12 protein-coding genes are annotated in these 12,999 nt (G+C 70.6%); 7 read left to right on the top strand and 5 right to left on the bottom strand.

The features are described 5' to 3' along the window. Positions 1–125: 125 nt before the first annotated feature. Entirely contained in the window at positions 126–3,275 is a 3,150-nt protein-coding gene (locus tag G361_RS0136335) for a BTAD domain-containing putative transcriptional regulator (protein ID WP_026343933.1), read from the top strand. Here G361_RS0136335 and G361_RS0136330 read toward each other — a convergent pair. Next, entirely contained in the window at positions 3,259–3,999 is a 741-nt protein-coding gene (locus tag G361_RS0136330; protein WP_026343932.1) for an ABC transporter permease, read from the bottom strand. The two genes, G361_RS0136335 and G361_RS0136330, sit on opposite strands and share 17 nt — an antisense overlap. Continuing rightward, a complete protein-coding gene (locus G361_RS0136325) occupies positions 3,996–4,961 on the bottom strand; it encodes a daunorubicin resistance protein DrrA family ABC transporter ATP-binding protein (protein WP_019932064.1) in 966 nt (321 codons plus the stop codon). Before G361_RS0136325 ends, G361_RS0136330 begins: the two co-directional genes overlap by 4 nt. Before the next feature lie 118 nt (positions 4,962–5,079). Here G361_RS0136325 and G361_RS0136320 point away from each other — a divergent pair, with 118 nt between their 5' ends. After that, positions 5,080–5,487: a hypothetical protein gene (locus tag G361_RS0136320; protein WP_019932063.1), complete on the top strand. Its 408-nt coding sequence runs from the start codon at positions 5,080–5,082 to the stop codon at positions 5,485–5,487. A gap of 61 nt (positions 5,488–5,548) precedes the next feature. Here G361_RS0136320 and G361_RS0136315 read toward each other — a convergent pair whose 3' ends face one another. Continuing rightward, positions 5,549–6,088, bottom strand: a complete 540-nt coding sequence (locus G361_RS0136315; protein ID WP_019932062.1) for a TetR/AcrR family transcriptional regulator — start codon at positions 6,086–6,088, stop codon at positions 5,549–5,551. 76 nt (positions 6,089–6,164) lie between these two features. On the opposite strand from G361_RS0136315, the gene G361_RS0136310 reads away from it, so the two are divergent. The 5 genes from G361_RS0136310 to G361_RS45970 all read left to right on the top strand — a co-directional run bounded on the left by G361_RS0136310 (position 6,165) and on the right by G361_RS45970 (position 11,260). After that, complete coding sequence (locus G361_RS0136310; protein WP_019932061.1) at positions 6,165–7,373, top strand: FAD-dependent oxidoreductase; 1,209 nt, start codon at positions 6,165–6,167, stop codon at positions 7,371–7,373. A 119-nt stretch (positions 7,374–7,492) separates the two neighbouring features. Further along, positions 7,493–8,998, top strand: a complete 1,506-nt coding sequence (locus tag G361_RS0136305) for a threonine/serine exporter ThrE family protein (RefSeq protein WP_019932060.1) — start codon at positions 7,493–7,495, stop codon at positions 8,996–8,998. 66 nt (positions 8,999–9,064) lie between these two features. Next, positions 9,065–9,856 carry a TIGR03084 family metal-binding protein gene (locus G361_RS0136300; RefSeq protein ID WP_019932059.1) on the top strand — a complete coding sequence of 264 codons (792 nt, stop codon included), beginning with the start codon at positions 9,065–9,067 and terminating at the stop codon, positions 9,854–9,856. A 320-nt stretch (positions 9,857–10,176) separates the two neighbouring features. Further along, positions 10,177–10,683 carry an SRPBCC family protein gene (locus G361_RS0136295; RefSeq protein WP_019932058.1) on the top strand — a complete coding sequence of 169 codons (507 nt, stop codon included), beginning with the start codon at positions 10,177–10,179 and terminating at the stop codon, positions 10,681–10,683. Positions 10,684–10,693: 10 nt separating this feature from the next. Then, a complete protein-coding gene (locus G361_RS45970) occupies positions 10,694–11,260 on the top strand; it encodes a ribonuclease H (RefSeq protein WP_019932057.1) in 567 nt (188 codons plus the stop codon). Positions 11,261–11,341: 81 nt separating this feature from the next. Here the strand turns inward: G361_RS45970 and G361_RS0136285 are convergent, their stop codons facing one another. Together G361_RS0136285 and G361_RS0136280 are read right to left on the bottom strand one after the other, a co-directional pair. Then, on the bottom strand, positions 11,342–11,968 hold the full coding sequence (locus G361_RS0136285; RefSeq protein WP_196814719.1) for a hypothetical protein: 627 nt from the start codon (positions 11,966–11,968) through the stop codon (positions 11,342–11,344). A 37-nt stretch (positions 11,969–12,005) separates the two neighbouring features. Then, positions 12,006–12,902 carry a hypothetical protein gene (locus tag G361_RS0136280; RefSeq protein WP_019932055.1) on the bottom strand — a complete coding sequence of 299 codons (897 nt, stop codon included), beginning with the start codon at positions 12,900–12,902 and terminating at the stop codon, positions 12,006–12,008. Between the last annotated feature and the right edge of the window lie 97 nt (positions 12,903–12,999).

Raw genomic sequence — 12,999 nt, 5'->3', positions numbered from 1 at the left:
CCAAGAACTTCCCCGGGCCGCTTCTCGTCCAGGGTTGAGCGATACCTACTCAACCCCGCCCCTTCCCCCGATGTTCCGCAGACATGTTCGCCCACCGCGAACATGCGCGTGGCATGATCGGCCGAATGCAGATCGGGCTACTCGGACCATTCGAGATACGCGGGGAAGACGGGGTTCTCGCCGATGTGCCGGGTGCGCGACTGCGGGGACTGCTGATCGCGCTGGCGCTGGAGCCGGGGCGGGCGGTGCCGCGGGCGACGCTCGTGGACTGGATCTGGGGCGACAATCCACCGGCGGATGCGGCGAATGCCTTGCAGCGTTTGGTTTCCCGATTGCGGAAGGTGTTGCCGGCAGGGGTGATCGAGGGCCAGGCGGACGGATATCGGCTGAGGGTGGAACCCGAGGACGTCGATGCGGTGCGGTTCGAACGGCTCGTGGCGCGGGCCCGTGACGACGAGGATTCGCGACGGCTGCCGCTGCTGCGGGAGGCGCTCGGGCTGTGGCGGGGTGCGCCGCTCCAGGACGTCGGGTTGCAGGAGAGTGCGGCCTTCGATGCCGCCATCACCCGGCTCGAGGGGTTGCGGCTGGCCGCCACCGAGGATCGGTTCGACGCGGAGATCGCCCTCGGTCACGGCGCGGGCCTGGTCACCGAGCTGACCGATCTGGTGGCGGCGCATCCGGTGCGGGAACGGCTGGTCGGCGCGTTGATGCGAGCGCTGGTCGCCTCGGGGCGCGATACCGAAGCGCTGCGGGTGTACGAGCGGACCCGGGAGATCCTGGCCGACGAACTGGGTGTCGATCCCTCCGCCGAGCTGGCGGAACTGCATGTCGCGTTGTTGCGCGGGGAACTGGGCCGGCGGGAGGAGGGCCGGCGGACGAATCTGCGGGCCGAGCTCACCAGTTATATCGGCAAGGAGTCCGATATCGCCGCGGTGCGCGAGCTCAGCGCCGAACATCGGCTCACCACGCTGATCGGACCGGGTGGATCGGGTAAGACGCGGCTGGCCGCGGAGACCGCGCGCACCCTGCTCGACGACCTGCCCGACGGCGCCTGGATGGTCGAACTCGCGGCCCTCGCGCCGGACGCCGGAGAATCGGGGGTCGCGCAGGCGACGCTCGCCGCGCTCGGCCTGCGGGACGCGCTGCTCGGCACGGCCGCCGAGGGCGGACCGGTGGATCGAGTGGTCGCCGCGGTCCGGGAGCGGGCGATGGTGCTCGTCCTGGACAACTGTGAGCATGTGATCGAGGCCGCGGCGGCCTTCGCCCATCGCGTACTCGGTGAGGGCCGGCGGCTGCGGATCCTCGCCACCAGCCGGGAACCGCTCGGTATCACCGGTGAGGCGCTGTGGCCGGTGGTGCCGCTGACCCTGCCGACCGCGGACGCGGGGCCCGCGGAGATCGAGTCGGCGGCGGCCGTGCGGCTGCTGCGGGACCGGGCCGCCGCGGTGCGCAGCGACCTCGCCACCGACGCCGCCGGGCTGGCGACCCTGGCCCGGGTCTGCCGCGCACTGGACGGGATGCCGCTGGCCATCGAATTGGCCGCGGCCCGGTTGCGCAGTATGTCCCTGGATCAGCTCGCCGATCGGCTCGACGACCGGTTCCGGCTGCTGACCGGCGGCAGCCGGACCGCACTGCCCCGGCACCGCACCCTGCGCGCGGTGATCGACTGGAGCTGGGAACTGCTCGGCGAGGCCGAACGAGCGGTGCTGCGCCGGCTCGCGGTGTTCACCGGTGGCGCGAGTCTCGAAGCGGCCGAACGGGTCTGCGCGGGCGACGGGGTCGAGGCGGGGGAGGTGCTCGAACTGCTGACCGCGCTGACCGAGAAATCGCTGGTACCGGCCGAGGGGGATCGGGCGCCGCGCTACCGGATGCTCGGCACGATCAGAGAGTATGCCGCGCAACGGCTCTCGGAGGCCGGCGAGACGGACCGGACGCGTCGCGCACATCTGGCGTACTTCACCGAACTGGTCGAGACCGCGGATCCGCACCTGCGCCGGGCCGAACAACTGGACTGGCTCGCCGTCCTCGCGGCCGACCACGACAACATCGCCGTCGCCATGCGCGGCGCGCTCGCGGCCGGGGTGGCGGCGGAGGCGATGCGGCTGGCCGCGGCCGCCGGCTGGTACTGGTGGCTCGGCGGGCACAAGGCCGAGGGCAACGAATCGGTCCTGGCGGCCGCGGCGCTGCCGGGTGAGGTGCCCGACGAGATCCGGGCCGTGGTGTACGCGCACGCCGTGCAGTTCGTGACCTCCGGACCGCAGAGCGATCAGTTCGACGCGGCGGAATGGATCCGCCGCGGGTACGAGGCGAGTCTGCGGGTCAGCAGCCGGCATCCGTTGCTGAGTTTCGCCGCCCCGCTCGAACGCATGCTGCACGGACCGGACGAGATCCTGCCCGCCTGGGAGGCGCTGCTGTCGGATCCGGATCCCTGGGTGCGGGCGCTGGCCCGGCTGCAATTCGGCAAGCTGCGGATCCAGCTCGGCCGCGGCGATGCGGCGGCGGATACGGCGCTCGCGACCGCGCTCACCGAATTCCGTGCGGTCGGCGAGCGTTGGGGAATCTCGTTCGCGCGAACCGAACTCGCCAATCGCATCGCCATGCGCGGCGATTTCACCGGCGCGTGCGAGCACTACGAACAGGCGATCGCGATCGTCCGGGAGATCGGCGCCGTCGAGGATGTGGTGCCGATGCGGTCGCGCCAGGCCCAGTTGTACTGGCTGGCAGGCGATTCGGCGGCGAGCGCGGCGGCGCTGGCGGACGCGCGGCGCTGCGCGGCGGACGTCTCGTGGCCGAACGTGCTGGCCGAATTGGCATTGGCGGAGGCGGAACTCGCGCGCTGGCGGGGCGATGCCGATCGGGCATATCGGCAACTCGACATCGCGGCGGCGCTGCTGGGTGACGAGGCGGGACAGCCGATCGGCCGTGCCACCAGTCACGATCTGCTGGGCTATCTGACCGGCGACCTCGACGCGGCCCGCGCGCACCGGGCGGCGGCGCTCGCGGCGGCGACCGAGGCGGGGCACGCACCGCTGATCGCCAAGGTGCTCGTCGGGATCGCGGATCTGGCGCTGCGGGCCGAACAGGACGAGCAGGCCGTCCGGCTGCTCGGCGCGAGCGCCGCCGTCCTCGGCCTGCCGGACCGTTCACTGCCGGATGTGGCGCGGATCGAGCAGACCGCACGACATCGCCTCGGTGACCTGAGGTTCACCGAGGCGATGCGGGCGGGTGCGCAGGCGAGCGGGCCGGAGCTGGCCGCGGTCACGCTCGCTTGCTGAAGGTCGAACGGGCCCAGGCATATCCGACCACGGCGATCCCGGCGCACCAGGCCACCGCGGCCAGCGCGGTGCCGGTGCTCGGGTGGCCGGCGAGCAGCCCGCGCAGGGTTTCGATGATCGGGGTGAAGGGCTGGTACTGCGCGAACTGCCGCAGCCCGGGGCCCATCTTCGCCGCCGGCACGATCGCACTGCTGAAGAAGGGCAGCATGACCAGCGGCACCGAGGCCAGGCCCGCGGTCTCGGGCGACTTCGCCGCCAGGCCCAGGGCGACCGTGAGCCAGCCCGCCGCGAAACCGAGCAGCACCACGATGCCGATCACGCCGAACCAGTCGGCGACCCCGGCCGACGGCCGGAAGCCCAGCGCGAAGGCCACGCCGGTCAGGGCCGCGATGGCGACCAGGTTGGTCAGCACGGTGGCGATCACATGTCCGGAGAGCACCGCGCCGCGGGAGACGTCCATGACCTTGAACCGGTTGATGATGCCCTTGGTCATATCGGAGTTGACCGCGGTGGCGGTGGCGCCCAGGCCGTAGCAGACCGCGAGCAGCATCAGACCCGGTGTCGCGTAGTCGATGTAGTGCTCGCCGACGTCGAAGGCGTCGCCGAACATGTAGACGAACATCAGCATGATGATGATCGGCATCAGGACCGCGTTGAACACGGAGGTGGGATTGCGGGCGATGTGCCGGAAGTTGCGGCGCAGCATGACCGAATGGGAGTTCATTTCGCGGATACCTCCGTGGTACTGCCCGGCTCGGCCGGGGTGGCGTGGCCCGTGAGGGCGAGGAAGACGTCGTCGAGGTCGGGGGTGTGGACGGAGAATTCGGCGGCGTCGAGCGAGTACTCGCCGAGCCGATCCAGCAGGGCGCGCAGCGATTTCGTGCCGCCGTCGCCGGGCACCCGCAGCGTCAGCGCCTCGTCGTCGCGGGTGCCGTCGGGGAGAACCCGTGCGGCCGCGTCGAGTTCGGCGATATCGGCGAAGCGCAGCCGGACGTGGGTGCCCGGGATCCGGCGCTTGAGCTCGCCGGGAGTGCCCGTGGCGACCAGGCGGCCCTGATCCAGCACCGCGATGTGGTCGGCGAGCTGATCGGCCTCCTCGAGGTACTGCGTGGTGAGGAAGATGGTCACGCCGTCGGCCACCAGATCGCGGACGATCGACCACATCGTGCGCCGGCTGCGCGGGTCCAGGCCCGTGGTCGGCTCGTCCAGGAAGATGATCCGCGGGTCGCCGACCAGCGTCATCGCCAGATCGAGTTTGCGGCGCATACCGCCGGAGTAGGTGGCCGCGGACTTCTTCGCCGCCTCGGCGAGATCGAAGCGTGCCAGCAGTTCCGCGACGATCCGCTTGCCGTCCCGGCCGGACCGGCCGTGCAGGTCGACCATCAACTGCAGGTTCTCCTGCCCGGTCAGCAGCTCGTCCACCGCCGCGAACTGGCCGGTGACGCCGATCGCGGCGCGCACCGCCTTCGCCTCCGTCGCGACGTCGTGGCCCGCGACCCGCACCGATCCGCCGTCCGCCTTCGTCAACGTGCTCAGCACGTTCACCGTCGTCGTCTTGCCCGCACCGTTGGGTCCGAGCAGAGAGAAGACCGTCCCCGCGCCGACCTCGAGGTCGATGCCGTCGAGTACGACCTTGTCCCCGTACTTCTTCCGCAGTCCCGAGACCGCGATCGCCGAATTGCTCATGCCGACGACTTTCGGCGGCCGGCCTGTCACGCCCCTGTCACGCCGCCGTCAGCGCGGACGGACGCGGTGTCAACGGCGTGACAGCCGACTGTCAGCGCGGACGCCGAATGTTGCTGCCATGACGAACAACACGATCACCCTCACCGACCGGGACAAGCTGACCCTGCGTACCGCCGCCTACGGCGCGGTCTCGCTGCTGGCGGCCGCCGGCCCGAAGGCGCACCGGGTCGCCACCGACGGCTGCGTCGCCCTGACCTCCGCCACCGGCGTGGTCGGCCATGTGCTCTCGCAGCGGCGCGGGGCGGTGCCGCTCGGCGGGAAATCCGTTGCCGCGCTGGCCGACCGGGTGCTGCCCGCCCTGACCGAGTCGATGCGCCTGCTCGCCGCGCAGGATCCGGCGGAGGCCGAGAACTTCCGGAGCACCATCGTGATCGCGGTCGACGCCGCCCGGATCCACCAGGATCGGCCCGGCCCGGCCGCCACCGAGATGGCCCGCAAGATCACCGCCGCCCTCGACGCGGCGTGATCGGATCCTTCCACCTGTGCCACGGGGTCCTCGACGGACCCTGTGGCACTTCGCTTTTCGCTCACGGCTCCAGGCCGAGGGCGGCGTACGCGGCATCCAGGGTGGCCCGGCGCAGATCTGCCGCCGGGGTGTCCGGGAACTGGATCGTGCAGTCCTGGATGCCGCCGAAGGCGAAGGCGGCGCGGGTGGCCTGGGCCAGGGTGGGTTCGGGGCCGTACAGCAGCGCCGCGAGCCGCCGCCGCCACGCCATCACCAGATCGATCAGGCCCAGGTCGGCGAGCGTGGTGAGTTCGCTCAGCATCAGCAGGACCTCGGCGCGGTGGCGGTAGTGGAAGTCGAAGTAGCCCGCCAGCAGCGCGCGAGGATCGACCTCGGGCCGCGCCTCCTGCTCGGTGAGGAAGGCCTCCTCGTCGTCGATCATCGGCGCCACGATGCTGCGGACCAGTTCCTCGCGTGACGAGAAGTGGTAGTAGAGCGCGGGTTTGGTGATGCCCAGCCGATCGGCGATCTCCTGCAGGCTGGTCCGCTGCACACCCTGCCGCGCGAACAGCTCGCGGGCGACGTCCTGGATCCGCTGTTTGGTGTCGGAGGGGCGGGGCATGGCGTCACCTTATCTTACTTACCGATCGGTAAGCGGCCGTGTTAGTCTTACTTATCGTTAAGTAAGGAGAACTCTGATGCGGATTCTCGTCTCCGGCGCCGGTGTCGCCGGTCCCGTACTGGCGTACTGGCTGGCCCGGCAGGGCTGGTCCGTCACCGTGGTCGAACGAGCGCCGAGCCCGCGGCGGACCGGTGGGCACGCCGTCGATCTGTTCCGGCCCGCGATGGACATCTCGGAGCAGATGGGCGTGCTCCCCCGAATCGAGCAGCGGGCCACCGGCACCAGCCGGCTGTCCCTGTACCGGGAGGGGGTGCCGCGGCCGGTCCGGGTCGACCTCACCAAGGTCTTCGGCGCCGCGTCGGCCCGGCACGCCGAGGTCATGCGGGACGATCTCAGCGAGATCTACCACGACGCCACCCGCGACGACGTCGAGTACATCTTCGGCGACTCGATCACCGCGATCGCGCCGGACGGGCCGGTGTCGTTCGAGCGGACCGCGTCCCGGCGCTTCGACCTCGTCGTCGGCGCGGACGGGTTGCATTCGACCGTGCGCCGGCTCGTCTTCGGGGACGAGTCCCGGTTCGCCACCTTCACCGGCGCCCATCTGGGGGTGCTGTCGCTACCGAACACCGCCGGGCTCGACGGCGAACTGGTCATCCACTCCGGGGTCGGCCGGACCGCGGGGATGTACGGCGCGCGGCACCTCGACGACGCGCGGGTGCTGTTCCTGTTCCGCGGCGAGCAGCAACTCGACTACGACCACCGCGACGTGGATCGGCAGAAGGAGTTGCTGCGCACCGCGTTCCGGGGATTCGACGCCGAGGTGGCGGACTGGGTGGCCGAACTGGACCGGACCCCGGCCTTCTACTTCGACTCGATCACCCAGCTCCGCATGGACACCTGGTCGCGGGGGCGGGTGACGCTCGTCGGCGATGCGGCGTACTGCCCCGGACCGGCCGTCGGCGGCAGCACCACCCTGGCCGTCGTCGGCGCGTACGTGCTGGCCGGGGAGCTGGTCCGGGCCGGCGGCGATCACGAGATCGCCTTCCCGGCGTACGAGCGGGCGATGGCCGAGCATGTGCGCGGCAGTCACGCGGCCGCGCTCAGCGCCGCGAAAACCCTGATCCCCACCTCGCGCCTCGGCGTGACCGGGCTGGCCCAGGGCGCCCGGCTGGTATCGGCGCTGCCCACCTGGGCCGGTCGCGCGCTGTTGCGGCTCACGACCGGGAGTGCGCGCCTCTACAACTCGATGACCGTCGAGGATTATTCGCGCGCCGGACGGTGAAATCCGGACGGTGTGGGCACCGCAACCGCCGGGCACTCGCTCCATGGTGGCGACGGTCCACTGCACCGGCCGGGTCGCGGGTCGTCCCGGACACTGCGGTGCGGACAGGAGGTGTGCGGATGAGCGAATTCTCGAGGAACGAGCCGGTCGGCCTCGACTCCGGATGGGAGGCCGGGGTTCCCGTGCCGGCCCGGCCGCGGGGACCGCTGCGGCGGGCGGTCACCGGGCTGGCCGCCCGGCTGGTCGCCGACCGCAAGGCGACCGTGGACGCGGTCGTCGAGGCGCCGGCGCCGGTCCAGCCCATCGACCTCGCCGACGACGCGCGCGTCACCGAGGTGCTGGAACTGGCCGAACAGGTCGGCGAGGTGGCGCTGTCGGCCGGGACGGCGGTGATGGACACCAGCACCCGGATCGAATTCATGGCGGCCACCTACGGCCTGGCGCACTGCGATATCGACGTCACCTACAACTCCATCCGCATCTCGGCCGACCGCGGGCCCACCATGCCGCCGGCCAGCACCATGCGGGTGGTGCACTACCGATCCCTGGACTTCACCCGGCTCGCCGCGGTGGACCGGTTCACCCGGCGGGTGCGGCGCGAACTGGTCCCGGTGGAGGACGCGCGCGCCACCCTGAACTCGATCGTCACCGCCCCGCACCCCTACAGCCGCTGGGTGGCGGCGAGCGGCTGGGCCCTGCTGGCGGCCTCGATCGCCCTGTTGCTGGGCGGCGATGTGCTGGTCGCAGCGGTCAGCTTCGCGACCACCATGCTGATCTACCGCGCCAACCGCGTCCTCAACCAGCGGCGGATGCCGTTCTTCTTCCAGAACGTGATCGGCGGGGTGATCGCGGCGACGCCGGCGGTCCTGCTGTCGACCTTCGCCGGGCGACTGGACGTCAACCCGTCGCTGATCATCGCCGCCGGGATCACGGCGCTGCTCAGTGGGGCGCAACTGGTCGGCTCGGTCGAGGACGCCATCACCGGGGCGCCGATCACCGCGGCGGCGCGCATGCTCGAGGTGATGATGCTGACCGGCGGCATCATCGCCGGTATCGCGCTGACACTGCGGGTGGCCGATCTGCTGCACGCGGTGGCGCCGCCGATCATCATGACCCCGGCCCGGGACGTCACCAATCTGCCGCTGAAGATCGTCGCCGGTGCGGTCGCCGCGGCGGCGTTCGCGCTGGCCTGTTACGCGGAACGGCAGGCGCTGCTGGTGGCCGGGCTCAGCGGCGCGGCCGCGACCGTGTGTTACCTGCTCGGCCCGCAGATCGGTTTCGGGCCGGTGGTGAGTACCGGGTTCGCCGCCACCGTGGTCGGCCTGGCCGGCGGCCTGATGGCCCGCCGCGCACTGACGCCGCCGCTGGTGGTGGCGATGGCCGGTATCGTGCCGCTGCTGCCGGGCCTGCGGGTGTACCGCGGCCTCGCGGCCCTGTTGAACAGCGATCTGCTCAACGGATTCAGCCAGTTGTTCGGCGCCTTCTCGGTCGGCTGCGCGCTGGCCGCGGGTGTGACCCTCGGCGAATGGTTCGCCCGGGAACTCCGGCGGCCGCATATTCTGCAGCGCTTCCGCGGCATCCGGCGGCCGCAGCCGATCCGGCGCCGCCGTGGCGCACTGGACTGAACGGCCGCCGGGTAATACAAGCACGCGTGCTTGCATTTTTCCGGACGGTTCTGCGATGCTGAGGCCATGGCCGAACTCGAGACGCTGCTCGGTGATCTGACCGCCGAGAGCGCCGAACTGGACCGGCTCGTGCGCGACCTGCCGCCCGCGGACTGGGCGCGGCCGACCCCGGCGCCGGGCTGGACCATCGCCCATCAGATCGGCCACCTCACCTGGACCGACGAGATCGCGATCCTGGCCGCCACCGATGCCGCCCGCTTCGCCGAACTGGTCCGCGCCGCGCAACCGCGCGCCGGCACCTTCGTCGACGAGGCCGCCGTCGAATTCGCCGCGGCCCCCGCGCCGGAACTGCTGGATCGCTGGCGACGCGGGCGGGGCACCCTGACCGACGCGCTGCGCGCGGTCCCGGCCGGCACCAAGTTGCCGTGGCTCGGGCCGTCGATGAGCGCGACCTCGATGGCCACCGCCCGGCTCATGGAGACGTGGGCCCACGGCCAGGACGTGGCCGATACGCTGGGGGCCACCCGCCCGGTGACACCGCGGCTGCGGCATATCGCCCATATCGGGGTGCGGACCCGCGATTTCGCCTATGCGGTACAGGGCCGACCGGCGCCGGCCGAGGATTTCCGCGTCGAACTGGCCGCGCCCGACGGCGGCGTATGGACCTGGGGACCGGAGACCGCCGCACAGCGGGTCAGCGGACCGGCGCTGGATTTCTGCCTGCTGGTCACGCAGCGTCGCCATCGCGGCGATCTCGCGCTGCGGGCGGACGGGTCGGATGCGGCCGACTGGCTGACCATCGCCCAGGCCTTCGCCGGGCCGCCCGGAACCGGGCGAGCGGTGGGCCAGTTCGCCTGATCACCGCCGCGGCACTGGGTGCGGGCGAGCGCTCACCAGCTATCGCGCCGCGCCCAGCGCCGAACCGGACGACTTTGGCCGGAGGTCTTGGATGGCAGTCCCGGTGAACGCTCGCCAGCCCTGAAGGTTTACCCGTTCGTCCCCTGCCGGAAACACTGCGCGGGAGCAGGGACCGGAAACCGACCGTTCCGCTACATTCGCGCTGCTCCCGCGCTTTCGATGACCCGCGATGAAAGCTTCACCGGATCCGGCGATACGGTTCAATAAATAGGACATATGTAGTACTTTTATGCGCAGCGGTGGAGCAGGGGAGCATGCCTATGGGCCACATCAAGTACGCCGGCGATGTCGGTGCACCGGTCGAAGTCGCATTCGCTTACACGGACAATCATCTGTTCGTACCGGATTGGCTGTTCGGCATCGGCGCCTTCGAACCGCTCGGTGAACTCGAGAACGGCCCGGGCGCACGCTATGCCGCGGCACTCCAGTTCGGATTGTGGCATCCCACCTTCGAGTGGGAGATCACGGAGTACCGCCGCAACGCGGTGATCGGATATACGGTGCGCAGGCGCCGGCAGAGGAAGACGGCGCCTGCGCACCCCGAGCCCGCACTGGGCACGCTCACGGTGCAATTCGATCCGCTCGGATACGGCCGCTCGGTCCTCACCGTGGCGGTCGAGTACAACGAGGCCAGAAGTTTGCCAGGCCGCCTCGGCGCCAAACTGGTTGCCGCTACCGTGGATTCGGCGGTCCGTCGTAGCAAATCTCAATTGCGCAGGGAGATAGAAGGTTTCCACGGCACCGATCTCGTCGGCAGGATTGCGTAGGGTACCGGTCATGATCATCGTGAGCACCGACGGTTCGTGCCTCCGTAATCCCGGAGGCGCCATCGGCTGGGCGTGGGTCAATCATCAGGGGACATCGGCGAGCGGGGGCGGGCCGACCGGCACGAACCAGATCGCGGAGCTACGAGCGGTATTGGAGGCGATCCTGGCGCATCCGGGATCGGAACCACTGCTCATCGAGAGCGATTCGCTCTACGCGATCAAGTGCGCGTCCGAATGGATCTCCGCCTGGCGGGTCAACGGCTGGCGCACCTCCACCGGGGCGCCGGTCAAGAACGCGGAACTGGTCCAGCACATCGACCAGGCCATCTCCACCCGGCCCGGTCCGGTACGCTTCCGCTGGGTGCGCGGCCACGTCGGCAACTACTTCAACGAACAGGCCGACGCGCTGGCCAACGCCGCCGCCCGGCAGATCGCCGCCAGCACCGCGGTCGCCGAGGCGCACACCGCGGAGATCCCGGCCATCACCGACGAGCCGCCGGTACCGGTACAGACCTCGGTCGCACCGAAATCCGGCCGGCATCGCGCCGAAACGCCCGACACGCTGACACTCTTCTGAACATCCGGTAAATTCTCCGGGCCTCGAATTCGATCTTTTCCGGGGTCCGATCGGATATCTTCCGGATATTCCGGCAATTGATCAGCGACCCGGTGTGACACCCGGGGCCGGCTGCGTGCCCTGCGGTTGCTGATCACCCGACTGCGGCGCACCCGGCGCGGGCTGACCGGCGCCGGACTGGTCCGGACCCGGCGCGAGCATCGCCAGATCCCACTTGTCCACCAGCCAGGTGTCGCCCTGCTTGGTCATACCCGCGACGACGGCGATGTCCTGCCGCTTCGGGGTCGGGGTGACGGAGTTGGTCTTCAACAGGCTGAGCGTGACCAGAATCTTCGCGTTGTCGGCATCGCCGGACTGGAAGCCGCAGGCCACATCCTGCACCGACGCCTTCACCTGCGCCTGGGTCAGCAACTGCCGCATCGGCTGCCAGGTGTCGGCCAGCGGTTTGGTGACCGTATCGGTGGCCTCGCGCTTCATCCGATCGAGGAAGTCGTCGAGATTGCCGGTGTAGTCGTAGGTGTTGGTGTCGTGGGCGAAGCGGCAGGCGGCCGCGGCGGCCCGATCCTGCGCGGTGAGCTGATCGCCGCGATGGCTGGACTGCTGGTAGAAGGTCACACCCGCGGCCACCAGCGCCACCAGGACCACGCCGGCCAGGAAGGCGCCGATCAGCGGCAGCGAGCCGCGCACACGGTTCCGGTCGTTCGACATGTCGGTCCTGTCCTTCTCGTCTGCGGTGCTCATCGGGTCACTTGCCCTGCGGGGCCAGCGCCGGGGTGTCGAACTTCGCCACCAGCCACTTCCCGCCGACCTGCCGCATCTCGACGGTGGCCGCCGCGGTGATGGTGTTCGGGGCCGAGTCGGGCGCCGCGGCGCTGGAGAAGGTCTGGCTGATCAGCAGCAGCACCTGGGCGTCGTGGTCCGAACCGGATTTCAGGCCGCACTGGACGTCGTTGGCGGTCGAGCTGACCTTCTTGTCGACGACCGCCTTCTTCACCTGGGGGCCGGTCTCGTCGATCTGCTTCTTCCAGTCGCCGGTCGACGCGTCGGAGACCTGCTTCAGGTAGTCGTCGATGTGATCGGAACTGTAGGTGGCGAAGACATGGCCGAAATCGCAGGCCGCGTGGGTCGCGGCGGCGCGCTGGTCCAGCTGCTGCTGCCGGTGGTGCGCCTGGACGGCGAGCACGACGACGGTCACCACGGCCGCCACCAGCACCACACCCGCCACGGCGGCGGCGAGCACGCCGCGCCGCGAACCGGGACGGGCCGGTTCCCCGGCCTCGCTCGGATCGGCGGACTCGGCGTCGGTGCCGGACTCGGCGCGCTCGGCGGCACCGGAATCCGGGACCGTCTCGGCGGCATCGGCATCGGTGGACACCGGCTCATCGGTCGTCGCACCGGTCGCCGGAGTATCCGGTGCCGCGGCAGCGATTCCTTCGGCCGGCTCCGCGGCAGCGATTTCTTCGGCCGGCTCCGCGGCGGGGACCTGGTCCGCCGACCCCGCGGCGGACTTCCCCGAATCGCCGGTGGTGGCCGATTCCGGGGCCGGGTCTGCCGGCGGTGTCACGGATTCGGCTGTCTGGTCCGCCGAGCCGGGGGGTACCCCGGCGGCGTCCTTCTCGAACGAGGCGTCATCCGTGGACATCAGTACCGTTCACACCTTTCCGATGCACCGCGATGCACCGTTTCGTCGGGCTCGGACGGTGCGTGCGGCACCGCGCCGGCAAACCGGCCGCGAGATT

It is taken from the genome of Nocardia sp. BMG111209 (genome assembly GCF_000381925.1).
Classification (GTDB): domain Bacteria; phylum Actinomycetota; class Actinomycetes; order Mycobacteriales; family Mycobacteriaceae; genus Nocardia.
This window is presented reverse-complemented; position numbering and strand designations above follow the sequence as displayed.

Excerpts from the sequence above, each read along its gene's own strand:
- G361_RS0136320 (WP_019932063.1), top strand. The coding sequence starts at position 5,080 with ATGACGAACAACACGATCACCCTCACCGACCGGGACAAGCTGACCCTG.
- G361_RS0136325 (WP_019932064.1), bottom strand. The coding sequence starts at position 4,961 with ATGAGCAATTCGGCGATCGCGGTCTCGGGACTGCGGAAGAAGTACGGG.
- G361_RS0136330 (WP_026343932.1), bottom strand. The coding sequence starts at position 3,999 with ATGAACTCCCATTCGGTCATGCTGCGCCGCAACTTCCGGCACATCGCC.
- G361_RS45970 (WP_019932057.1), top strand. The coding sequence starts at position 10,694 with ATGATCATCGTGAGCACCGACGGTTCGTGCCTCCGTAATCCCGGAGGC.
- G361_RS0136315 (WP_019932062.1), bottom strand. The coding sequence starts at position 6,088 with ATGCCCCGCCCCTCCGACACCAAACAGCGGATCCAGGACGTCGCCCGC.
- G361_RS0136295 (WP_019932058.1), top strand. The coding sequence starts at position 10,177 with ATGGGCCACATCAAGTACGCCGGCGATGTCGGTGCACCGGTCGAAGTC.
- G361_RS0136305 (WP_019932060.1), top strand. The coding sequence starts at position 7,493 with ATGAGCGAATTCTCGAGGAACGAGCCGGTCGGCCTCGACTCCGGATGG.
- G361_RS0136310 (WP_019932061.1), top strand. The coding sequence starts at position 6,165 with ATGCGGATTCTCGTCTCCGGCGCCGGTGTCGCCGGTCCCGTACTGGCG.
- G361_RS0136285 (WP_196814719.1), bottom strand. The coding sequence starts at position 11,968 with ATGTCGAACGACCGGAACCGTGTGCGCGGCTCGCTGCCGCTGATCGGC.
- G361_RS0136300 (WP_019932059.1), top strand. The coding sequence starts at position 9,065 with ATGGCCGAACTCGAGACGCTGCTCGGTGATCTGACCGCCGAGAGCGCC.
- G361_RS0136280 (WP_019932055.1), bottom strand. The coding sequence starts at position 12,902 with ATGTCCACGGATGACGCCTCGTTCGAGAAGGACGCCGCCGGGGTACCC.
- G361_RS0136335 (WP_026343933.1), top strand. The coding sequence starts at position 126 with ATGCAGATCGGGCTACTCGGACCATTCGAGATACGCGGGGAAGACGGG.